Raw genomic sequence first — 21,914 nt, 5'->3', positions numbered from 1 at the left:
CCTCCGCGTCCCCCGCCTCGCCCCCGGCCGCCTCCGTGTCCTCTGCCGTCTCCGCCACTCCGTCGGACACCGTGACGAGCAGCAGGCGGCCGTCGTGGGAGGCGATCGCCAGCCGTTCGCCCGCCGGGTCGGACACCATCTCCAGGACCCGGCCCAGCCCGCCCGAGGCCAGTCGGCGCGGCGCACGGTCGCCGGTGGCGCGGGGCAGGTGGGCGATCTCGACGGCGTCCTCGCCCTCGGCGTCCGTCACATAGGCGACCTGCCCGCCCGAGCCGAGCATCTCCGGGAGCCGGACCCGTACCCCGGGTGCGTCGGTGATGGTCCGCGCGGGCCCGTCACGGTGGGTGAGCCAGTACAGGCTGCCGCGTACGACGACCGCGCTCGCCCGCCCGGTCTCGTCCACGGAGATCCCGTCCACGTGCTGCGCTGCCGGGATCTGGTACGGCCGCCGCCCGGTCCGGGGCCCGCTGAGCCGTACGTCGATCCGGCGCGGCTCGGAGTCGGGGGACAGGTCGTCGACGATCCACAGGTCCCCGGCGCACTGGTACACCACGCGGGTGCCGTCGCTGGCGGCGTTGCGGGCGTAGAAGGCGTCGTGGTCGGTGTGCCGGCGCAGGCCGGAGCCGTCCTGGGCGCAGGAGTAGAGGTTGCCGACGCCCTCGTGGTCGGAGAGGAACGCGACCCGGCCGCCGACGAGCATGGGGGCGTCGAGGTGGCCCTCCAGGCCGGCGAGCAGCCGCTGTCCGTGCAGCCAGAGCCGGCCCATGGCGCCGCCCCGGTACCGCTTCCAGGAGGCGGGCTCGTGCGGTGGGGTGCCGGTGAGCAGCAGGGTGCGGCGCTCGCCGTCGAGGTCGGCGCACTGGAGGTCGGAGACCGGGCCCCAGGGCAGTTTGCGGCCGGGGGAGCCGTCGGGGGAGACCTTGTAGGCCCAGGTGAAGTAGGAGAAGGGTTCGCCGTGGGAGGCGACGGCGAGGATGTCGCCTTCCGGGGTCCAGCCGCAGACGCGGGTGTCGGGGCTGCCCCAGTACGTGAGCCGCCGTCCGGGCCCGCCGTCCACGGGGATCAGGTGGATCTCGGGCACGAGGCTGCGCCAGCTCGTGTAGGCGACCTGGCGGCCGTCGGGCGAGAAGCGGGGGTGGCCGGCCTTGGTGCGGTCGGCGGTGAGCCGCCAGGCGCGGCCGGGTCCGTCGAGCGGGGCCAGCCAGAGGTCGTCCTCGGCCACGAAGCACAGCTGGTCACCGCTGAGGTGGGGCAGGCGCAAGTAGGTCACGTTTCCATGCTTTTCCGGCACGGGGGGCAGAGCAACTTATGTGTTCTTCACCGACGTGAGCCAGCACACGTACGAAACGGTTTCGTTTCGCAGGGGCGCAGGGTATGTTCAGGGTGTACGGGATGAGTCCGTGCCGGAGTCGGAAGGTGAGTGGCATGACTGAGGTCGCAACGGCGCGTCGCAGTCGCATCACGCCCGAGCGTGAGGCCGAGTTGTACGCGGCCGTGCTCGATCTGCTCAGCGAGGTCGGTTACGACGCCCTGACCATGGACGCCGTCGCCGCCCGCACCCGGTCCAGCAAGGCCACGCTCTACCGCCAGTGGGGCGGCAAGGCCGAACTGGTCGTGCGCGCGATGCGGCACAACAAGCCGGGCGGCATCGCCGACGTCGACACCGGATCCCTCCGGGGAGACCTCCACGCGTTCATGTCCCGCGAGGACGACTGCGCCATGGAGCGCAACTCCGACCTGATGCGGGCCCTCGCCATGGCCGTGCACTCCAACCCCGATCTGATGCGGGCGTTCAGGGAACTGCTCATCGAGCCCGAGATGAACGAGTTCCAGCGCGTCATGCAGCGTGCGGTGGACCGAGGCGAGGTGCGGGCCGACCGCCCCGCGCTGGAGTACATCGTGCACATGCTGGTCGGCGCCTTCGCCACCCGCACCATGATCGACGGTCTGCCTCCCACGCAGGACTTCCTGCGCTCGTACGTCGACGCCGTGGTGCTCCCCGCCCTCGGCGTCCCCACCACCACCTGACCGTCCCCACGGTCCACTTCTCCTGACGTCACCGCTCACGTCGTCGGGCCGATCACCCCTGCCCCGCGGTGGTGGTCAACCCTGCCCTTGGGGCCGGTGCCGGAGCCCCGACCGGGCGCCGTCGCCTGGCACGCACGCTCGCGGCGTCGCCGAACCGTCCACGTGGCTCCGCCACGAGGGCGCTCCGGCGCCTTGCGACCGCACGGACCGGACGACGCGCGCCCAACCGGCCGGGATTCCGGCACCGGCCCCCCACCCCACGACCTGACCGGGAGTACGCCTCCGTGGCCACGTTCCTCTACAAACTCGGCCGGCTCGCCTTCCGGCGACGGCACTTCGTCGCCCTGATATGGGTCGCCCTGCTGACGCTCGCGGGCGTCGGCGCGGCCTCCGCGCCCGCACCGGGCACCACCTCCTTCTCCATCCCGGGCACGGAGGCGCAGAAGGCCTTCGACCTGCTGGAACAGCGGTTCCCGGGCGCCAGCGCCGACGGCGGGACCGGGCGCATCGTCTTCAAGGCGCCCGAGGGCGAGAAGATGACGGACGCCGACAACAAGGCGATCGTCGCCAAGACCACCAGGGACCTGAGCGACGGCTCCGAGGTCGTCTCGGTCACCGACCCGTTCACCACCAACGCCGTCAGCGAGGACGGCACGGTCGCCTACACGTCGGTGAAGTACGACGCCCCCGGCATGGAACTGGCCGACACGACCAGGGACGCCCTCGAAGCGGCCGGCGACGACGCGCGGGCCGCCGGACTGACCGTCGACATCGGCGGCGACGCCCTCCAGGCGGCGGCCGAGCCGGGAGCGGCCGGCGAGATCGTCGGCCTCGCCCTCGCCGCGGTCGTCCTCGTCATCACCCTGGGCTCACTGGTCGCGGCCGGACTCCCGCTGCTGACGGCGATCATCGGCGTCGGCATCGGTGTCTCCACCATCACCGCCCTCGCCAACGCGCTCGACCTCGGTGACACCACCTCCACCCTCGCGCTGATGATCGGCCTCGCGGTCGGCATCGACTACGCGCTGTTCATCGTCTCCCGCTACCGAGGCGAACTCGCCGACGGCCGGGACCGGGAGGAGGCGGCGGGCCGCGCCACCGGCACCGCCGGATCGGCCGTGGTCTTCGCGGGCCTCACCGTCGTGATCGCCCTGGCGGGCCTCGCGGTCGTCAACGTCCCGATGCTCACCAAGATGGGCCTCGCCGCGGCCGGCACGGTCGTCGTCGCCGTCCTCATCGCCCTCACCATGATCCCGGCACTGCTCGGCTACGCGGGCCGGACGATCCGTCCGGCGGGCGAGAAGCGCACGTCCCGCAAGAAGAAGTCCGAGAGGCCGGACAACGCCGAGAAGCCTCAGGCGGCGGCCAAGGCCGGTCTCGGCACCCGCTGGGCGCACTTCGTCATCCGCCGCCCGGCCGCCGTCCTGCTGCTCGGCGTGGTCGGTCTCGGGGCGATCGCCGTCCCGGTCACCCAGCTGGAACTGGGCCTGCCCGACGAAGGCTCGCAGCCGACGTCCACCACCCAGCGCCGGGCGTACGACCTGCTGTCGGACGGCTTCGGGCCCGGCTTCAACGGGCCGCTGATGATCGTCGTCGACGCCGAGAAGAGCGACGACCCGAAGGCGGCGGTCGCCACCGTCACCGACGGGATCAAGGGACTCAAGGACGTCGTCACGGTCACCCCGGCCGCCTTCAACAAGGCCGGCGACACCGCGACGATCACCGTGATCCCGAACTCCAAGCCGTCCTCGGCACAGACCGAGGACCTGGTGCACGCCATCCGCGACGAGGGCGCCGGCATCAAGGCCGACACCGGCGCGGAGGTCCTGGTCACCGGCACCACCGCGATGAACATCGACTTCTCGCAGAAGCTCAACGACGCGCTGATCCCGTACCTGGGTCTGGTGGTGGGCCTCGCCTTCCTCCTCCTCATCGTCGTCTTCCGCTCCATCCTGGTCCCGCTGAAGGCGGCCCTCGGCTTCCTGCTCAGCGTGCTCGCCGCGCTGGGCGCCGTCGTCGCGGTCTTCCAGTGGGGCTGGCTGGGCGGCCTGCTGGGCGTCGAGGAGACCGGCCCGATCATGTCGATGATGCCGATCTTCATGGTCGGCGTGGTCTTCGGCCTCGCGATGGACTACGAGGTGTTCCTCGTGACCCGTATGCGGGAGGCCTACGTCCACGGCGAGACGCCGGCCCAGGCCATCGTCACCGGATTCCGGCACAGCTCGCGGGTCGTGGCGGCCGCCGCGGTCATCATGATGGCCGTCTTCGGCGGCTTCATCACCTCCAGCGAGCAGATGATCAAGATGATCGGCTTCGGACTGGCCATCGCCGTCTTCTTCGACGCGTTCGTCGTCCGCATGGCGATCGTCCCGGCGGTGCTGGCCCTGCTGGGCAAGAAGGCCTGGTGGCTCCCGAAGTGGCTGGACCGGGCCCTGCCCAACGTGGACGTCGAGGGCGAAGGCCTCAAGGCCCTCGACTCCAGGAACTCGGACTCCGACCCGGACAACGACCGGGAACTGGTCCGCGCATGACGCCGCGCTGAGCGGGCGCGGTAGAGAGACGGCCGGTGAGGGCTCCGTGGGGACGGGGTGTTCTCACCGGCTTTCTCTCTTTCTCCTCTCCGCCCCGTCCGCGCGGGGCGGCCCGCCGTCGTGACGCACTTTCGGGTGAGCGCCGCGCGACGTGCGGGGCGGGAGGGGCCACCCAACGGCGCTTTTGCCCGTTCCATATGCATTCGTTTCCTTGATGGACATTGCAGGCGAGTATCACCGTTATGTACAAGATCTGTAACACGGGGCGTGGGTCGCGCGTCCGGGTCGCGTCCGGTGGTCAGGTGTGCGTGCCGCGGCCGACCGGCCGTCACCCGCACCACCCAAGGAGACACCCCGTGTCCGCAACCCCTGTTCCCGTCCGCCGTCTCGCCGCCGCCTCGCTAGCGGCCGCCGCCGTCCTCGGGGCGGTGACGCTGCCGGCCTCCGCCGCCGACCGCACACCGGACCGGCCGCGCGTGGAGATCAGCGCCGTGCGGTACGACGCACCGGGCCGTGACAGGCGCACCAACGCCTCCCTCAACAAGGAGTGGGTGGAGCTGACCAACACCACCCGCCACGCCGTCAACCTCGACGGGTGGACGCTGTCGGACAGGGACGGCGAGACCTACACCTTCGCCCACTACCGGCTGCGCGCCCGCGCCACCGTCCGGATCCACACCGGGGAGGGCCGCGACACCCGCACCGACCTGTTCCAGGACCGTCGCCACCACGTGTGGGACAACCGCTCCGACACGGCCACCCTGCGCAACGACCGCGACCGCGTGATCGACAAGGCCTCCTGGGGCGAGCGCCGCTCCCACCACGACGGCCGCTCCTCCAACGGCGACCGCCACCACAACCACGGCGGCGACCGCCACTGACGACGACCCCGCACGGCGGCGCGTCCGGCCCTTCCTCCGGGGCCGGGCGCGCCGCCATGACGTGCATGACGACGACAGCCGCCACTGACGCCGACGAGCCCGACAACGGCCGCGGCGCTCACCTTGGCTACGGCCGTGCGTACGGTGCCGTCATGATCTCCAGGTTGTGGCCGTCCGGGTCGAGGAAGTACGCGCCCCGGCCGCCGAACAGGCTGTTGGTGCGGCCGGGTTGGCTGTGCCGGGGGTCGGCGTAGTACGTGACGCCGACCGCCTCCAGGCGGGCGATCATCGTGTCGAACTGCTCCTCCGCCACGAGGAACGCGTAGTGCTGGGACTGGATCGGCTCGTCGCGCTTCTCGTAGAAGTCGAACGTGACGCCGTTGCCGAGGTCGACCGGCAGGAACGGGCCGAAGGGCGCGCCGACCGGCAGGCCCAGGATCGCGGCGAGGAACTCGGCCGAGAGCTGCCGGTCATGGGCGTGCACGGCGAGGTGGTTGAGCTGGGGAAGCGTTGACTGAGCAGACATGGTGAGTGAAGGTCTCCGGTCTCGGTGTCCAGGGGTGCCCTCGTGAGAGAGAGGGAGGGCGGGTGGGAAGGAAGAAGGACGCGGAGAGGGGACGGCGGGGCTCTGGCCCGCCTCGCGCTCACGCCGAGGCCGGGCGCCTCACTCGTGCGTGGCCCATGGCCGACCCGGCAGTCACCCGAGGGACGCTAGTGGCCTGAGCGGGATCACCGCAATGACGTTTCCGGCCGACTGGGTGCGATCGGGCCCGTCGAGGAGCACCCTGGAAGCAGATGTTCCGGAGGTGATCGTCATGACGAACACAGCGATGCACACCGCGGTCGGATGGCACGTGGAGCTGGAGTTCGAGGAGGATGACCAGCACACGCGCGCGGCGGCGCTGGTCAGGTTGCCCGACGGGTCCGAGGTCAGGGCCCATGGGCATGCCAGCCGGCACCGGGTCGACCCCAACCAGCCGCGGATCGGCGAGGAGATCGCCGGCGCACGGGCCCTGAACGAGATCGCCATGCAACTGCTGACGAAGGCCCACCACGAGATCGACGACGCGTCGGGCAGGACCTCGCACCCGATCCACGTGTGAGGGCACACGTGCGAGGGGAGCGGAGCGGCTCGCCTCTCAGCCGGCGGTCGCCGTCGCCGTCCGTACCGCCCGTACCAGCGCCTGCGCGCGCGGGTCCGCCGTCACGCTCGACCGGAAGCCGTTGGTGACGTAGCCGAAGGCGATGCCCGACTCCGGGTCGGCGAAACCGAGGGGACCACCGCGGCCGGGGTGGCCGAAGGAGGCGGGGGACAGCAGCGGCGAGGCGCTGCCGTGCAGCATGTAGCCGAGGCCGAAGCGGGTGCCGACCACGAGCACCCGGTCCGCTCCGGCCGACCGCTCGCCGCGCGCCGCCTCCAGCGTCTCCGGCGTGAACAGGGTCCGGTTTCCGTCGACCTCGCCGATCAGTGAGGCGTAGAAGCGGGCCAGCCCGTCGGCCGTGGCGATGCCGTTGGAGGCGGGCAGGGCCGCCGCACGGTACGCCGGGTCGTTCTCGTCGGGCAGCGGGGTGATCGCGGCGAAGGCGCGCCGGGTGAGGGAGCCGGGGTCGGCGTAGGCGTCGGCGACGGCCCGCTTGGGCCGGGTGCGCAGCGCACCCGCCTGCGCGGGAGCCTCGGTCTGTCCCACGCGCCCCACGCGCGCCCGCTCGCGCTCCGGCAGACCGAGCCACAGGTCGGCCCCGGCCGGTCCGGCGATCTCGTCGGCGATCCACGCGCCGACGGTCCGCCCGCTGACCCGCCGGATCAGCTCGCCGGTCAGCCAGCTGTAGGTCTGCGCGTGGTAGCCGTGGTCCGTGCCCGGTTCCCAGGCCGGGGCCTGCGCGGCGACCGCCGCCGCGCCCCGGTCGGGGTCGGCGGCCTCGGCGGGCGTCAGCGGCCGGTCCAGCACGGGCACGCCCGCGCGGTGCGCGAGCACGTCCCGCACCAGGGTCCGGTCCTTGCCGGCCGTCTTGTACTGCGGCCAGTACGCCCCCACCGGCGCGTCGAGATCCAGTTCCCCGCGCTGCCACAGCATCAGGAGTACGGCGGCGGCGACGCCCTTGGTCGCGGACCGCACGATCTGTGCCGTACCCCGCTCCCAGGGCACCCCGCCGCCGGAGTCCGGTGCCCCGCCGTCGACGTCCCGGCTGCCGCCCCACAGGTCGACGACCTGGTGCCCGTCCCGGTAGACGGCGACGGCCGCTCCCCGCTCCCCGAGCACTTCGAAGTTGCGGGCGAACGCCTCCCTGACCGGTTCGAAGCCGGCGGTCACCGTGCCGTGCACATCCACGTCCGTACGTCCTCTCGGCTCACCTGCGGCCTTCGGGACAACCCGGCCGCGGAGCCGACGATTCCTGTGTCCGGTCAGCCCAGGAGGATCGTTACGTCGATGTTGCCGCGCGTCGCGTTCGAGTACGGGCAGACCTGGTGCGCCGCGTCCACCAGCTTGGCGGCGACGGCCGCGTCGAGCACGGGCAGCGAGACACTGAGGGCGACCGCGAGGCCGTAACCCTGGGTGGTGTTGGGGCCGATGCCGACCTTGGCGGCGACCGTGGAGCCGGTGAGGTCGAGGCCCGCCCGTTTGCCGACGAGGATCAGCGCGTTGTGGAAGCAGGAGCTGTAGCCGGCCGCGAAGAGCTGTTCGGGGTTGGTGCCGTTGCCGTCGCCGCCCAGCTGCGGCGGCATGGCCACCTTCAGCTCGATCTGCCCGTCCTGGCTGGTGACATAGCCGTCCCGGCCACCGTGCGCGGTGGCCTCGGCCACGTACATGATCTTCGTCGGACGGGTGTCGATCGCGTCGGCGGTACTGATGGTGCTGACGGTGTCGACGGCGGCGCCTTCGGTCACTGCGGGACCTCCCCCAGAGCTGTGCCCAATTACATCGTGCACAAGGTACCGGCCGGTAGGCAAGTGTTGAACTACCAGGGGGTGGTAACCGCAGGTAACAGTGAAGGGGAAGCGAAGGAGATCCGGTGAGCAGTGCCCGAGGGGCTCAGCGCCCGCGTTCCGCCGCGCCGTGCGCCTTCTCCGCGAGCCCCCACAGCTCCTCGCGCAAGCGCGCGACCTCCGCCATGTCGAGCCCGGTCGACGCGAGCAGCGCACCGGGCACCCGCTCCGCGCGCCCCTTCAGCTCCTCGCCGCGCCCCGTGCACGCGACGAGCACCGAGCGCTCGTCGCGCGCCGACCGCTCCCGGTGCACGAGCCCCGCCGCCTCCAGCCGCTTCAGCAGCGGCGACACGGTGCCGTAGTCCAGCCGCAGGGCCGCCGCCAGCTCCTTGACCGTGGTCTCGCCACGCTCCCACAGCACCAACAGGACGAGGTACTGCGGATACGTGAGACCGAGGTCGTCGAGAAGCGGCCGGTAGGCGGCCGTCACCGCGCGCTGGGCCGCGTACAGCGCGAAGCACAGCTGCTCGTCCAGCGACAGCGAGCCCTCGCCCGGCCGGTCCTGGTGGGTCACGCGCGCATTCGTCACGCCCCCATTGTCACGGAGCGCGGATCGAAACCGAACGGCAGCTCCAGCCGGTGCGCGCGCATCAGCGCGTCGTCGGCGAGCAGCTCGGCCGTGCGGCCGTCCGCCGCGATCACGCCCTCGCTGAGGATCATGGCCCGCGGGCACAGTTCGAGGGCGTACGGCAGGTCGTGCGTGACCATGAGGACCGTGACGTCGAGGGAGCGCAGGATGTCGGCGAGTTCGCGGCGCGAGGCGGGGTCGAGGTTGGAGGACGGCTCGTCCAGGACGAGGATCTCCGGTTCCATCGCCAGCACGGTGGCGACGGCGACCCGGCGGCGCTGCCCGAACGACAGGTGGTGCGGCGGACGGTTCTTGAACTCGGCCATGCCGACCTGCGCGAGGGCCCGGTCCACGCGCTCCTCCAGCTCGGTGCCCCGCAGTCCGGCCGCGGCGGGCCCGAACGCCACGTCCTCCCGCACGGTCGGCATGAACAGCTGGTCGTCGGGGTCCTGGAAGACGATGCCGACCTTGCGCCGGATCTCCGCCATGTGCCGCTTGTCCACGGGCAGGCCGGCGACCGTCACCGTGCCGGTGCCGCCGGTGTGGATGCCGTTGAGGTGCAGCACGAGGGTGGTCTTGCCGGCGCCGTTCGGCCCGAGCAGGGCGACCCGCTCCCCGCGCGCGATCGAGAAGTCCACCCCGAACAGCGCCTGGTGGCCGTCGGGGTAGGCGAAGGCGAGGCCGGAGACCTCGAGGGAAGCAGTCACAGGGTCCATCCCAGCACGCAGACGACGAGGGCGGCGAACGGCAGGGTCAGCGCGTGGGACCACTGCGCCCGGGAGGCGGTCACCTCGTCGATCACCGGCATGGAACCGGCGTACCCCCGGCTGACCATGGCCAGGTGCACGCGCTCCCCGCGTTCGTAGGAGCGGATGAACAGGGCGCCCGCGGACTTGGCGAGGACGCCCCAGTGCTTGACGCCGCTCGCCTCGAAGCCGCGGGACTCCCGCGCGATCCTCATGCGCCGCATCTCGTCGGTGATGACATCGCCGTAGCGGATCATGAAGGAGGCGATCTGCACGAGGAGCGGCGGGAGCTTCAACCGCTGGAGGCCGAGGAGGAGTTCGCGCAGTTCGGTGGTGGAGGCGAGCAGGACGGAGGAGGCGACGCCGAGGGTGCCCTTGGCGAGCACGTTCCAGGCGCCCCACAGCCCGTTGACGCTGAGGGACAGCCCGAGGACGTCGACCCGCTCGCCCTCGGCGACGAACGGCATCAGCACGGCGAAGGCGACGAAGGGCACTTCGATCAGCAGCCGCTTCAGCAGGAAACCGGCCGGCACGCGCGCGTGGAAGGCGACGACGCCGAGCAGGGCGGCGTACACGCCGAACGCCCACATCGCCTCCCGCGGGGTCGAGACGACGACCACGACGAAGGCGAAGGCGGCGGCGAGCTTGGTGTGCGGCGGCAGGGCGTGCACGGGCGAGTGTCCGTGCCGGTAGAGCCGGTGCGCGTGCCCAGCGCCCACGTCAGACGTTCTCCACGGTTGTCGGGGACGCGTCGGTGTTCTGGCGCCGGCGTACGGCCCAGAACACGGTGCTGCCCGCGACGACGGTCACGCCGACCCCGATGACGCCCGCGAGGCCGCCGGACAGCCGGGCGTCGGTGACGTCCTTGACGCCGTAGTCGGCGAGCGGGGAGTCCGAGACGGCATGCTCCTCGGCCTTCTTGTCGATGCCCTTGTCCGCGGCGACCTTCTCCAGGCCGTCCGGACTCGACGAGGCGTAGAAACTGACGAAGCCTGCCAGGACGAGGGAGGTGACCAGACCGGTCACCCACAGCGTGCGCCGGGAGGTGCGCGCCGCGACGGGCGCTGTTCGAGCCTCCTCGGCGGCGGGCACGTCCACGAGCTCCCCGTTCACCCGCAGCCGGAGCTTCTGCTGCAACCCGCGCGCCCCGTACACGAGATCCGGCCGTACGGCGATCACGGCGCCGACCGTCAGCGCGGTGATCGTGGCCTCGCCGATGCCGATCAGGACGTGCACGCCGACCATGGCGGTGGCCACCTTGCCGATCGCCACGTCGGTGGTGCCGCCGACCGCGTACATCAGCGTGAAGGCGAGGGCCGCCGCCGGCACGGACAGCAGCGCGGCGACGAAGGAGGCGGCAGTGACGGAACGGGGCGTGCGTGGCAGCACCTTGAGCAGGCCGCGGAAGACGGCGTAGGCCACCACCGTCGTCACGACCGCCATGTTGGTGATGTTCACGCCGAGCGCGGTCAGCCCGCCGTCGGCGAAGAGGATGCCCTGCATCAGCAGGACCACGGACACGCACAGGACTCCCGTGAAGGGGCCCACGAGTATCGCGGCCAGCGCACCGCCGAGAAGATGCCCGCTTGTTCCGGCCGCGACGGGGAAGTTGAGCATCTGTACGGCGAAGATGAACGCGGCCACCAGGCCGGCCAGCGGCGCGGTGCGCTCGTCGAGTTCGCGGCGTGCGCCGCGCAGGCTCACGGCGATGGCGCCCGCGGCGACGACTCCGGTCACGGCGGAGGTCGGGGCGTTGATGAATCCGTCGGGTACGTGCACCGTTCGATGATAGTGGCTTAATGCGAATGGGTTGCAAGAGCGAGTCCGTCTTCGTACGGCTCCCCCTGTGACCCGGTGGGGAGGTGCGTGTATCGCACAAGTGAGATACGGCCGCTCCAGGGGGCGGGGGCCGCGAAATATGCGACATTGGAAGGGGAGCGGACGCACAGCTTCCACACAGGTCACGCAGCGTGAGAGGGCGGCCGATGTCTGTAGTCGAGCAGTACGCGCGAGCCCACATCGTCACGGACGCGGATCTGGTGGAGGAGGAACAGAGCGCCGTTCCCGTCGTCCTGCGCTACGACCCCGACGACGACCCGCGCGCCGTCCGCGTCGGACTCCCCGGCACCCATGAGTGGACCATCGCCCGCGCCCTCCTCGAACAGGGACTGCGCGCCCCGGCCGGCAGCGGAGAGGTCCGGGTGTGGCCCTGCGGACGGGTCCAGGCCATCGTCGAGTTCCACTCCGCGCAGGGCGTCTCCGTGGTGCAGTTCGAGTCCAAGACGCTGCTTCGCTTCCTGCGCCGCACCTACACGGCCACGGCGCAGCCGGTCAGCAACTGAGCCATCGGCAACCGGGCGTCGGCGACTGGGCCGTCGACGCCTGGGCTGTTGGCGTCTGAGCTATCGGCACCCGCGCGTCTGTACCTGATCCGTCGGCACCTGGGTGTCAGCAGCTGAGCGTCCGCACCCGGGCGTCCGCGACCGACCCGTCCGCACCCGGGCGTCCGCGACCGACCCGTCCGCACCCGCGCGTCCGCGACCGACCCGTCAGCGACCGACCCGTCGGCAGCCGATGGGTCAGCCGCCCGCCTTCAGCAGCGCCGCCACGATCGGTCCCGCCGACTCGCTCCCGTGGCCGCCCTGCTGGACCACGCCGGCCGCCGCCAGGTCACCGCGGTAGGCGGTGAACCAGCCGTTGGCCTCCTTCTGTCCGTCGACCTCGGCGGAGCCCGTCTTGGCGCCGTACTCCGGGCCGAGCCCGGCCATCGCCTCGGCGGCCGTGCCGTAGGCGGCCGTGTAGTTCATCAGCTCCCGCAACTGCGACACCGTCTGCGCGGACATCGTGCGCGCGGCCTTCGCCAGGGTGCGGTCGTCGACCGAGGGGGCGACCAGATACGGCTGGTGGAAGCTGCCCGACCTGACCGTCGCCGCGACCGACGCCATGTTCAGCGGGTTCATCCGCACCCCGCCCTGGCCGATCAGCTCCGCCGCCTTCTGGGCCGCCGACTGCACCGGCACCGCGCCGTCGAAGGTCGGCACGCCGATCGCCCAGTTGTTCAGCGACAGGCCGAAGACCTGCTGGGCCTGCTTGGTCAGGCTGTCGTCGTCGAGCTTGCCCGCCTGGCTGATGAAGGCCGTGTTGCAGGAGCGCGCGAAGCTCGCCTTGAAGGTGCCGCCCTTGATCTCGAACTTGTCGTCGTTCTGGAACTTCCAGCCGCCGTAACTGAAGAACTTCGGGCACGGATGGGTCTTGTCCGCCGACGCCAGGTCCTTCTCGATGAGCAGCGAGGAGGTGATGACCTTCATCGTGGAGCCGGGCGCCAGCGAGCCCTGGAACGCGGTGTTGAAGTTGGGGTTGCTGTTGGCGACCGCGAGGATCTCGCCCGTGGAGGCGCGGGTCACCACGACCGACGCCCGCGCGCGGCTCGCGACCTGCTTCTCGGCGGCGGCCTGGAGGGACGGGCTCAAGGTCGTCTTCACCGTGCCCGGCGTGCCCTTGCTCAGCTCCAGCAGCGTCTTGTCGGAGGACTTCTTCGCCTTCGACGCCTTGCCGCGCTCCACCCGCAGTTCGACCCCCGCCGTCCCGCCGGCCTTCTTGCCGTACTTCTCGCGCAGCCCGTCCAGGACCGTGCCCAGCGACGGGTACGTCTTCGCGGTCAGCTCACCGCCGTCGCGGTCGAGCGCCTTGACCGGCGGATCGCCGGCCTCGCCGGTCACCAGCCTGTCGCCGTCGGTCAGATCGGGATGTACGACCGAGGCGTGCCAGTCGACCAGCGGCTTGCCGTCCTCGGCCCGCCGCACCACGGTCAGCGCGCTGTCGTACGTCACCGGCTTGCTGGTCTTTTCGAAGGTGACCGTCCCCTTCACGGCGAAGGGGACCTTGTCGCCCGCGGGGGCAGCGGCCGTGAGGGTGGCGCCGGTGATGCGGGCTTCCTTGGTGTAGCCGGTGAGCAGGGCCGTGGCCGCCGCCGGGTCGTCGGTGACGGCGGCGGCCTGGGTGACCTTGCCCTGCTGCCAGGCCGTCAGGAAGGACCGGGCCGCGGTGGTGACCTCGGCCGCCGACAGGGGGCCGGTCCTGACCGCCGGCTTCTTCGCCGCGGCGGCCGAGGTGTCGTCGGCCGCGGCGCCACCGCCGTACAGCGCGTAGACACCGATGCCGGCGCCGCCGACGACGACGGCGATCATGCCGCCGACCATGGCCGGCCGCTTGCTGTTCCGTCGCTCGGCGACGCGCCTTCTCTTGCCCACAGCCCGCGATCCTCCGTGTTCTACGGGGGGCCGCATCGCCCCACTGTCACCGCTGTCACCACAGTCACCGCGGTGCGAGCCACCCTCACCGGCACCGACGACGGCGCCCAGCCTAGAGTCCCCGCCCGTGGGGGTGACGTCACCTGTGACGTCAGCCACGCCCAACGAGTGGCGTCAGGCGCCCGATCGCAGTACGGCCGCGACGATCGGGCCCGCCGCGTCGACGCCGTGACCGCCGTCCTGGACCATGGCCGCGGCGGCGACATCGCCCCGGTAACCGGTGAACCAGCTGTCGGAGCCGGCGTTCCCGTCGACCTCGGCCGAGCCGGTCTTCGCGCCGATCCGGCCGTTCAGCCCCGACATCACCTCCGCGGCGGTGCCGCTGGTCGCGGTGCGGTTCATCATGACGCGGAGCTGCTCCACCGTGCTCGCGGGCAGCCCGCGCGCGTGGGCGAGTTCCCGGCCGTCGAGGCTCCGCGGCACGATCACCGGCTGCCGGAAGGCGCCCGTCATCGCGGTGGCCGTCACCGAGGCCATGTTCAGCGGGTTCATCTGCACCTGGCCCTGGCCGATCAGGGCGGCCGCGGTGTCGGGGCCGCCGGAGGCCGGGACGGAGCCGTCGAAGGACGGGATGCCGGTCTGCCAGTCGAGGCCGATCCCGAAGCCGTCCCTGGCCTCGTTGGTCAGCGAGTCGACCTTCACCTCGTCGGCGTACTTCACGAACGCCGTGTTGCAGGAGCGGGCGAAGCTCTCGGCGAGGGTCGCGTTCTCGTTCGGCTTCATGTTCTTGATGTTGCGGAAGGTCTGGCTCTGCCAGGTCGCGTCCGCCGGACAGGGCGCCGGGCCGGTCGCGGTGGTGATGTCGTTGTCGATGAGCGTGGCCGCGCTGACGATCTTCATGGTGGAGCCGGGCGCCACCCGCCCCAGGAAGGCGGCGTTCCAGCCGTCGTTGCGGTTGTTGGCGATCGCCAGCACCTCACCGCTGCTCGGCTGGACGGCCACCACCGACGACTCGGCATACCTCAGTACCGCCTTCTCGGCGGCGGCCTGCGCGCTCGCCCGGAGCGTGGTGGGCACCCGGCCCGCCTTGCCCTTCGCCAGGGTCAGCAGCGGGGTGTCGGCGGACTCGGGGACGGCGTGGTGGATCGCCAGCTCGACGCCGGCCGTGCCGCCCGCCTTGTCGCCGTACTTGGCGCGCAGTTCGTTCAGTATCGGCCCCAGCGAGGGGTACTTCTCCTGGGTCAGGACCTTGCCGTCGCGGTCCACGGCCTCGATCGGCGGCGCCGCCGACTCGCCGGTGACCAGCGTGTCGTCCATGTTCTTCAGTTCGGGGTGCACGACCGTCGGCTGCCAGTCGACCAGCGCCCTGCCGGTGGTCACCCCGCGCACGACGGTCAGCTTGCTGCTGTAGGCGAGCGGCTCGGACTTCCCCTCGTACGACACCGTCGCCTTCACCGTGAACGGCACGGTGGCCCCGGTCGGCGGACCCGGCGTGATCTTCACACCGGTGATGTGCGCGGCTTGGCCGTACGAGGTGAGGAGTGGCTCCGCCTTGCCGGCGTTGTTGGTGAGCGCCGCCGCTCTCGCCGCCTGCCCCTGCTCCCAGGCCGCGAAGAACGCGGTGCTGGCGTCCTTCACCTCGCCGCTGCTCGGCGGCCCGGTCCGCACGGGCTCCGCTTTCGTCTGCGGTGCGCTGCCGCCGTCCCCGTTCAGTGCGTTGACGATGTTGAAGGCGCCGTACCCGGCCCCGCCCACCATGACGGTGAAGACCGTTCCGACGATCGCCGCCTTGGCCCCCTTGTGCATTGCCACCCCTCCCCGTTGGCCTACCAGGGCTTTCTGAACGCGTTCAGAAAGCTCCCCTCAGGCTCACACTAAGCGGAATCGGGGCGGGCGGGGCGAGAGTTGTTTGAATCGTTAGACCCAGGTGTCCAGCCACATACGTGAACGCCAGTCGTCGATCGGGATGGCCGTCCCCGTGTACAAGGGCCAGAAATAGATGAAGTTCCACGCGATCAGAAGCACCAGGACGCCCGCGCCCGTCGCGCCCACCACCCGCCGGGTGTCGTTCGACCCCGGCCGGCCGACCAGCGCCCCGATCATCATCGCCACCGCCAGACACAGGAACGGCAGGAAGACGACGGCGTAGAAGATGAAGATCGTGCGCTCCTGGTACAGGAACCACGGCAGATACCCGGCCGCGATGCCGCACACGATCGCGCCCGCCCGCCAGTCACGGCGGAAGAACCAGCGCCACAGCACGAACAGCACCGCGAAGCAGGCCGCCCACCACAGCAGCGGCGTGCCGATCGCCAGCACCTCCCGCGCGCACTTCTCGCCCGCGTCCACCGGACAGCCGTCCGTGCCGGGCGCCGGGGACTCGTAGAAGTACGACACCGGACGGCCCAGGACCAGCCAGCTCCACGGGTTCGACTGGTAGGTGTGCGGCGAGGTGAGGTGGGTGTGGAACTCGTACACCTCGTGCTCGTAGTGCCACAGGCTGCGCAGCCAGTCCGGGAACAGCCACGTCCAGCTGCCGCCCTTGCCGTCGGTGGCCGCCCAGTTGCGGTAGTAGCCGCCCGAGCCGCTGTCCGAGGAGAGGATCCAGCCCGTCCACGACACGACGTAGGTCACCAGCGCGACCGGCACGGTGGCCAGGAACGCCCAGCCGGTGTCCCGCTTCAGCACCACCCGGTACGGGTGCCGCGCACCGGCCACCCGGCGTGCGGCGACGTCCCACAACACCGTCATCAGGCAGAACGCGACCATGATGTACAGGCCGTTCCACTTCGTGCCGATCGCCAGCCCCAGCATGACGCCCGCCGCCCAGCGCCACGGGCGCAGGCCGAGCCGCGTCGTCTCGGCGATGTGCGCGTCCGGGCGGTACCGGCCGTCCGCGTCCGGCGGCAGCGCGGCGGCCAGCCTCGCCCGCGCCCTGTCCCGGTCGACGACCAGACAGCCGAACGTCGCCAGCACGAAGAACATCAGCACCCCGTCGAGCAGCGCGGTGCGGCTCATCACGAAGTGCAGCCCGTCGACCGCCATCAGCGCACCCGCCAGACAGCCGAGGAACGTCGAGCGGAAGAGACGGCGGCCGATCCGGCACAGCAGGAAGACCGACAGGGTCCCGAGCAGCGCCGTCATGAACCGCCAGCCGAACGGATCGAACCCGAAGATCAGTTCGCCCAGCCCGATGACGTACTTGCCGACCGGCGGATGCACCACGTACGCCGCGTCCGTCGGGATCGTGACATGGCCGCCGCTGTTGAGGACGAGGTCGTTGGCGTTCTTGTCCCAGTTGACCTCGAAGCCGCGGTGGACCAGCGCCCACGCGTCCTTGGCGTAGTACGTCTCGTCGAATATCACCTTCTTCGGGCTGCCCAGGTTCCAGAACCGCAGCACGCCCGCCACCAGCGTGACCAGCAGCGGACCCAGCCAGCCCGACCAGCGGGTGATCCGGTCCGCGAGCCCTGGCGGCACACCGAGCGCCTGCCAGAGCCGCGGGCTCGGCTCGGCGAACGGCGGCACCAGCCGCTCACGGACGTCGCCGCCCGGCTCCGCCGCATAGCCGAACCGGCGCAGCCGCGACGGCCACCCCGGCCGCCGGTCCGGCGGTGCCTGGTCCTGCCGGTGGTCCGTGGAGTCCATGGAGTCCATGGAGGACGCTGTACTGGTCACCGCGCCATCGTAGGGAACGGGGCTGTGGGAGTCCCGTGTCTCTCCCCCTGCGAGGATGGAAACGTGACAGTCACACCCGGAACTCTGGTCCTTGCAGGCACTCCCATCGGGGACATCGCGGACGCCCCGCCCCGGCTCGCGGAGGAGTTGGCCGGCGCCGACGTTATCGCGGCCGAGGACACTCGCAGGCTGCGCCGGCTCACGCAGGCGCTGGGCGTGACGCCCAAGGGGCGTGTCGTCTCCTACTTCGAGGGCAACGAGTCGGCCCGCACCCCCGACCTCGTCGGCCACCTCCTCGCCGGCGCGCGCGTCCTCCTCGTCACCGACGCCGGGATGCCGTCCGTCTCCGACCCCGGCTACCGGCTCGTCGCCGCGGCCGTGGAGAAGGACATCCGGGTCACCGCCGTACCGGGCCCGTCCGCCGTGCTCACCGCGCTGGCCCTGTCCGGCCTGCCCGTCGACCGCTTCTGCTTCGAGGGCTTCCTGCCGCGCAAGGCGGGGGAGCGGCTGTCCCGGCTGCGCGAGGTCGCCGAGGAGCGCCGCACCCTCGTGTACTTCGAGGCCCCGCACCGGCTCGACGACACCCTCGCCGCGATGGCCGAGGTGTTCGGCGCCGACCGCCGGGCCGCCGTCTGCCGCGAGCTGACCAAGACGTACGAGGAGGTCCGGCGCGGCCCGCTGGGCGAGCTGGCCGAGTGGGCGGCCGAGGGGGTGCGCGGTGAGATCACCGTCGTCGTCACGGGGGCGCCCGAGCGAGCCCACGGCGAACTCGACGCGGCCGAACTGGTCCGGCGGGTGCGGGTGCGCGAGGAGGCCGGCGAGCGGCGCAAGGAGGCGATCGCGGCGGTGGCGGCGGAGGCCGGGGTGCCCAAGCGGGAGGTCTTCGACGCGGTCGTCGCGGCGAAGAACGCCTCCGCGTGAGGGGCGTTCCCACCGGGGGCATTCCCACCGGGCGGTAAAGAACTGCCGCCGACGGCAAAGCCCACAGGCCGCTCCGCGCCCGCTTCGGCAAGGAACGCCCAAATCGGCCCCAACACTCGACAGGTGCCGTGCGTTGGCCCCGGCGCGGCAGTCCACTGGACACGGGGACGGATCGATCCCTCCCTCCGTCCAGCGGACCAGAGGAGCCGGCATGAGCGAGATCAGCGGTATCAGCGGGACCACGGGGCGGACCGCCCTGCGCGGTGTGGCGATACCGGTCGTGCACGAGTCGTACTCCTTCGCCTGCATGCGCTGCGGGCACGCATGGGAACAGGCGTACGAGATCGAGCACCACACGGATGCGGAGGGGCACGAGTTCGTCCAGTACGTGGCGGACGGACGCCTCGTGCCGTCCCCGCTGAGCCGCCCCGCCTGCCAGAACTGCGACGGCCACGTCGTGCGCATCATGCGGGCCGGCCAGGTCTCCTCCGTGCTCAGCGCCGCCCGGCCCCGGCCCGCGCCCCCGGCCGGACCGGTGCAGGCACCGGTGGCCGCCGCGGAACGGCCGGCGGACCAGCACCACTGGCACCTGTCCGACCTCCTGCATCCCTTCCAGCACCGGGCCGGCTGAGCCGAAGGGGGCCGGACCGGGGGAGCGTGCCTTCCGTAGGATCGGGGCATGCCTTCGAACGCCGACAAGAACGCGGCGCCGCCGCTCCCGGCCCCCCTGCGGGTACCGGTCGCCGACTCCCACACCCACCTCGACATGCAGTCGGGCACCGTCGAGGAGGGCCTCGCGAAAGCCGCGTCGGTCGGCGTGACGACGGTCGTCCAGGTCGGCTGCGACGTCGCCGGCTCCCGCTGGGCGGCCGAGACGGCAGCGGCGTACGACAGCGTCCACGCGGCGGTCGCCCTGCACCCCAACGAAGCCCCCCGCATCGTCCACGGCGACCCCGACGGATGGTCCCGCCAGGGGGCGCGTGCGGCCGGAGGCGCCGGGGCGCTCGACACGGCGCTCGCCGAGATCGACCGCCTGGCCGCGCTCCCTCAGGTCAAGGGCGTCGGCGAGACCGGCCTGGACCACTTCCGCACCGGCCCCGAGGGCAAGGACGCGCAGGAGCGTTCCTTCCGCGCCCACATCGAGATGGCCAAACGGCACGGCAAGGCCCTCGTCATCCACGACCGCGACGCCCACGCGGACGTCCTGCGGGTGCTGAAGGAGGAGGGCGCCCCCGAGCGGACCGTCTTCCACTGCTACTCCGGCGACGCCGAGATGGCGGAGATCTGCGCCCGCGCCGGATACTTCATGTCCTTCGCCGGCAACGTCACCTTCAAGAACGCCCAGCACCTGCGCGACGCCCTCGCCGTCGCCCCGCTGGAGCTGGTCCTCGTCGAGACCGACGCCCCCTTCCTCACCCCGGCGCCCTACCGCGGACGGCCCAACGCCCCCTATCTCGTTCCGGTCACGGTCCGCGCCATGGCGGCCGTACGCGGCATCGACGAGGACACCCTGGCGGGCGCGCTGGCCGCCAACACGGCCCGCGCCTTCGGCTACTGACCCGCGGACACCGCACCCGAACACAACTCTGGGTAGCCGCGTCGCTTTGGAGAGTGACGGTCGCTCCGCTAGGTTCTGGGGGCCCGATCCGGACCCTTTCGGACCCCAGGACCCCTGGAGCGTGTCGGCGTGAGCAACGTGCACCACCTGCGGGACGCGCAGTACACACAGGACCCCGAGCCCCTCCCGCCCGGCGCCGACGACACGTACGTCGACGTCCACAACGCCGAGACCCTCGCGTACGGGGTGTACGCGGCCCCCTGGGAGCAGGGCACACGGGTCGGGACGGCGGCGCTGTACGAGGACACCTACCGGCCCGCCTACGAGTCACCGGCGCCGCGGGCAGCGCAGGAGCCGCCTGAGCCGGTGCTTTCCCCCCAGGCGTACGCCGGTGACACCGGGCCGGGGGGCCGCGCCGCACGCCGGCGCAGGACGCGCCGGTCCGAGCGCTCGGACTCCCCGCTGCGCCGCCTGCTGCCCCTGTTTCCCCTGCTGCCCCAGGCACTCGTCGTCGCGTTCCTCGCGGGCGGCACCACCGCCTTCGTCGCCAAGGACAAGGCGATCGAGCTGACCGTCGACGGCAAGCCGCGCACCCTGCACACCTTCGCCGACGACGTGGGCGAACTGCTCGCGGAGGAGGGCCTGCGGATCGGCGCGCACGACATGGTGGCGCCCGCCCCCGCCGCGGCCCTCGCCAACGGCGACGAGATCGCCGTGCGGTACGGCCGCCCCCTCCGTCTCATGCTGGACGGGGCGCCGCGTGAGGTGTGGACGACGGCCCACACCGTGGAGGAGGCGCTCAGGCAACTCGGCGTGCGGGCCGAGGGCGCGTACCTCTCCGTCTCGCGCTCGCGGCCCATCGGGCGGGAGGGGCTGGCGCTGGACGTCCGTACCGAACGCGCCCTGACGATCATGGCCGACGGCCGTGCCCGCACCGTCCGCACCAACGCGGCGACCGTGCGCGAGGCCGTCGAGGAGGCCGGGATCACCCTGCGCGGCCAGGACACCACGCCCGTCGCGCCCGGCAGCTTCCCGCGCGACGGCCAGACGATCACCGTCCTGCGGATCACCGGCTCCAGGGAAGTGCGGGAGGAGGCGATCCCCTTCCTGGTACGGCGCACCGAGGACCCCACGCTGTTGCGGGGCACGGAGGTCGTGGAACGGGCCGGGCAACCGGGGCTGCTCCGCGTCACGTACGCCCTGCGCACCGTCAACGGCGTCCGTCAGAAACCGAGACGCGTCAGGACCGAGATCGTGCGCGAACCCCGCGCGCAGGTCGTCAAGGTCGGCACGAAGCCACGTCCGGCCTCGGTACGCGGCGCCGACCACCTCGACTGGCAGGCCCTCGCGGTCTGCGAGTCCGGCGGCCGCCCCGACGCGGTGGATCCCTCCGGCAACTACGGCGGCCTCTACCAGTTCGACACCCACACCTGGCACAGCCTCGGCGGCACCGGCCGCCCCCAGGACGCCCCCGCCTCCGAACAGACCTTCCGGGCCAAGAAGCTCTACGTCCGCCGAGGCGCGGCAGCCTGGCCCCACTGCGGCCCCCGACTCCAGAACTGACACACCGCTGAGCCCACGACGACCCCCGGCGGCTCGGCCTGCGGCAACCTGCCACCACCTGCCGCCGCCCCGCCTGCGGCGACTTCCCGCCGTCCGGCCCGCGGCCCCCCACTCGCCCCGCCTGCGGGCACGCGTGCCGTCCCGGGCGGCACGCGTGCCCGCAGGCGGGGCGAGTGGGGGGCCGCGGGCCGGACGGCACGGGCG

At 72.0% G+C, this 21,914-nt stretch carries 19 protein-coding genes and 1 pseudogene; 9 read left to right on the top strand and 11 right to left on the bottom strand.

What is annotated here, in order from left to right:
* Window positions 1–1,270, bottom strand: a pseudogene (locus tag P1P75_RS25185) (peptidase S41); the annotation flags it as partial.
* Window positions 1,271–1,425: 155 nt separating this feature from the next.
* On the opposite strand from P1P75_RS25185, the gene P1P75_RS25180 reads away from it, so the two are divergent.
* The 3 genes from P1P75_RS25180 (at window position 1,426) to P1P75_RS25170 (ending at window position 5,440) form a co-directional block, all read left to right on the top strand.
* Entirely contained in the window at window positions 1,426–2,028 is a 603-nt protein-coding gene (locus P1P75_RS25180) for a TetR/AcrR family transcriptional regulator (protein WP_319259069.1), read from the top strand.
* 284 nt (window positions 2,029–2,312) lie between these two features.
* On the top strand, window positions 2,313–4,559 hold the full coding sequence (locus P1P75_RS25175; RefSeq protein ID WP_319259067.1) for an MMPL family transporter: 2,247 nt from the start codon (window positions 2,313–2,315) through the stop codon (window positions 4,557–4,559).
* A 356-nt stretch (window positions 4,560–4,915) separates the two neighbouring features.
* Complete coding sequence (locus P1P75_RS25170) at window positions 4,916–5,440, top strand: lamin tail domain-containing protein (protein WP_319259065.1); 525 nt, start codon at window positions 4,916–4,918, stop codon at window positions 5,438–5,440.
* A gap of 127 nt (window positions 5,441–5,567) precedes the next feature.
* On the opposite strand, the gene P1P75_RS25165 is transcribed toward P1P75_RS25170, so the two are convergent.
* The gene (locus P1P75_RS25165; RefSeq protein WP_319259063.1) at window positions 5,568–5,966 is read right to left on the bottom strand and encodes a VOC family protein; all 399 of its coding nucleotides are present in this window, start codon (window positions 5,964–5,966) and stop codon (window positions 5,568–5,570) included.
* Between the two features lie 289 nt (window positions 5,967–6,255).
* On the opposite strand from P1P75_RS25165, the gene P1P75_RS25160 reads away from it, so the two are divergent.
* The gene (locus P1P75_RS25160; RefSeq protein WP_319259061.1) at window positions 6,256–6,543 is read left to right on the top strand and encodes a DUF1876 domain-containing protein; all 288 of its coding nucleotides are present in this window, start codon (window positions 6,256–6,258) and stop codon (window positions 6,541–6,543) included.
* Window positions 6,544–6,579: 36 nt separating this feature from the next.
* On the opposite strand, the gene P1P75_RS25155 is transcribed toward P1P75_RS25160, so the two are convergent.
* The 6 genes from P1P75_RS25155 to P1P75_RS25130 form a co-directional block, all read right to left on the bottom strand.
* Complete coding sequence (locus tag P1P75_RS25155) at window positions 6,580–7,770, bottom strand: serine hydrolase domain-containing protein (protein ID WP_319259059.1); 1,191 nt, start codon at window positions 7,768–7,770, stop codon at window positions 6,580–6,582.
* A gap of 74 nt (window positions 7,771–7,844) precedes the next feature.
* Window positions 7,845–8,291: an organic hydroperoxide resistance protein gene (locus tag P1P75_RS25150; RefSeq protein ID WP_319259075.1), complete on the bottom strand. Its 447-nt coding sequence runs from the start codon at window positions 8,289–8,291 to the stop codon at window positions 7,845–7,847.
* 181 nt (window positions 8,292–8,472) lie between these two features.
* The gene (locus P1P75_RS25145; RefSeq protein WP_319259073.1) at window positions 8,473–8,940 is read right to left on the bottom strand and encodes a MarR family transcriptional regulator; all 468 of its coding nucleotides are present in this window, start codon (window positions 8,938–8,940) and stop codon (window positions 8,473–8,475) included.
* Window positions 8,941–8,951: 11 nt separating this feature from the next.
* On the bottom strand, window positions 8,952–9,710 hold the full coding sequence (locus P1P75_RS25140) for an ABC transporter ATP-binding protein (protein ID WP_319259057.1): 759 nt from the start codon (window positions 9,708–9,710) through the stop codon (window positions 8,952–8,954).
* A complete protein-coding gene (gene cbiQ, locus P1P75_RS25135; protein WP_319259055.1) occupies window positions 9,698–10,459 on the bottom strand; it encodes a cobalt ECF transporter T component CbiQ in 762 nt (253 codons plus the stop codon). Before cbiQ ends, P1P75_RS25140 begins: the two co-directional genes overlap by 13 nt.
* 1 nt (window position 10,460) lies before the next feature.
* Window positions 10,461–11,519: an energy-coupling factor ABC transporter permease gene (locus P1P75_RS25130; protein ID WP_319259053.1), complete on the bottom strand. Its 1,059-nt coding sequence runs from the start codon at window positions 11,517–11,519 to the stop codon at window positions 10,461–10,463.
* A 206-nt stretch (window positions 11,520–11,725) separates the two neighbouring features.
* Between P1P75_RS25130 and P1P75_RS25125 the strand changes: the two genes are divergently transcribed.
* A complete protein-coding gene (locus P1P75_RS25125) occupies window positions 11,726–12,082 on the top strand; it encodes an SsgA family sporulation/cell division regulator (protein ID WP_266458023.1) in 357 nt (118 codons plus the stop codon).
* Between the two features lie 237 nt (window positions 12,083–12,319).
* Here the strand turns inward: P1P75_RS25125 and P1P75_RS25120 are convergent, their stop codons facing one another.
* From P1P75_RS25120 to P1P75_RS25110, 3 genes are all read right to left on the bottom strand, one after another.
* A complete protein-coding gene (locus tag P1P75_RS25120) occupies window positions 12,320–13,990 on the bottom strand; it encodes a penicillin-binding transpeptidase domain-containing protein (RefSeq protein WP_319259051.1) in 1,671 nt (556 codons plus the stop codon).
* 174 nt (window positions 13,991–14,164) lie between these two features.
* Entirely contained in the window at window positions 14,165–15,796 is a 1,632-nt protein-coding gene (locus tag P1P75_RS25115) for a penicillin-binding transpeptidase domain-containing protein (protein WP_319259049.1), read from the bottom strand.
* A gap of 111 nt (window positions 15,797–15,907) precedes the next feature.
* A complete protein-coding gene (locus tag P1P75_RS25110; protein WP_319259047.1) occupies window positions 15,908–17,668 on the bottom strand; it encodes a phospholipid carrier-dependent glycosyltransferase in 1,761 nt (586 codons plus the stop codon).
* Window positions 17,669–17,731: 63 nt separating this feature from the next.
* Here P1P75_RS25110 and rsmI point away from each other — a divergent pair, with 63 nt between their 5' ends.
* The 4 genes from rsmI to P1P75_RS25090 all read left to right on the top strand — a co-directional run bounded on the left by rsmI (window position 17,732) and on the right by P1P75_RS25090 (window position 21,710).
* A complete protein-coding gene (gene rsmI / locus P1P75_RS25105) occupies window positions 17,732–18,589 on the top strand; it encodes a 16S rRNA (cytidine(1402)-2'-O)-methyltransferase (RefSeq protein WP_319259045.1) in 858 nt (285 codons plus the stop codon).
* A 211-nt stretch (window positions 18,590–18,800) separates the two neighbouring features.
* Entirely contained in the window at window positions 18,801–19,220 is a 420-nt protein-coding gene (locus P1P75_RS25100; protein WP_319259043.1) for a hypothetical protein, read from the top strand.
* 48 nt (window positions 19,221–19,268) lie between these two features.
* Window positions 19,269–20,147: a TatD family hydrolase gene (locus P1P75_RS25095; RefSeq protein ID WP_319259041.1), complete on the top strand. Its 879-nt coding sequence runs from the start codon at window positions 19,269–19,271 to the stop codon at window positions 20,145–20,147.
* Window positions 20,148–20,393: 246 nt separating this feature from the next.
* A complete protein-coding gene (locus P1P75_RS25090) occupies window positions 20,394–21,710 on the top strand; it encodes a ubiquitin-like domain-containing protein (protein ID WP_319259071.1) in 1,317 nt (438 codons plus the stop codon).
* Window positions 21,711–21,914 lie beyond the last annotated feature (204 nt).

Origin of the sequence: Streptomyces sp. ID05-39B, from assembly GCF_033794725.1 — a bacterium.
Lineage (GTDB): Bacteria > Actinomycetota > Actinomycetes > Streptomycetales > Streptomycetaceae > Streptomyces > Streptomyces bobili.
The sequence above is the reverse complement of the archived record's forward strand: the minus strand, read 5'-3'. Positions and strand labels throughout refer to the sequence as shown.

What these genes read in the sequence shown, in the direction of transcription:
- P1P75_RS25140 (WP_319259057.1), bottom strand. Translation starts at nt 9,710, where the DNA reads ATGGACCCTGTGACTGCTTCCCTCGAGGTCTCCGGCCTCGCCTTCGCC.
- P1P75_RS25180 (WP_319259069.1), top strand. Translation starts at nt 1,426, where the DNA reads ATGACTGAGGTCGCAACGGCGCGTCGCAGTCGCATCACGCCCGAGCGT.
- P1P75_RS25100 (WP_319259043.1), top strand. Translation starts at nt 18,801, where the DNA reads ATGAGCGAGATCAGCGGTATCAGCGGGACCACGGGGCGGACCGCCCTG.
- P1P75_RS25125 (WP_266458023.1), top strand. Translation starts at nt 11,726, where the DNA reads ATGTCTGTAGTCGAGCAGTACGCGCGAGCCCACATCGTCACGGACGCG.
- P1P75_RS25165 (WP_319259063.1), bottom strand. Translation starts at nt 5,966, where the DNA reads ATGTCTGCTCAGTCAACGCTTCCCCAGCTCAACCACCTCGCCGTGCAC.
- P1P75_RS25160 (WP_319259061.1), top strand. Translation starts at nt 6,256, where the DNA reads ATGACGAACACAGCGATGCACACCGCGGTCGGATGGCACGTGGAGCTG.
- P1P75_RS25095 (WP_319259041.1), top strand. Translation starts at nt 19,269, where the DNA reads ATGCCTTCGAACGCCGACAAGAACGCGGCGCCGCCGCTCCCGGCCCCC.
- P1P75_RS25115 (WP_319259049.1), bottom strand. Translation starts at nt 15,796, where the DNA reads ATGCACAAGGGGGCCAAGGCGGCGATCGTCGGAACGGTCTTCACCGTC.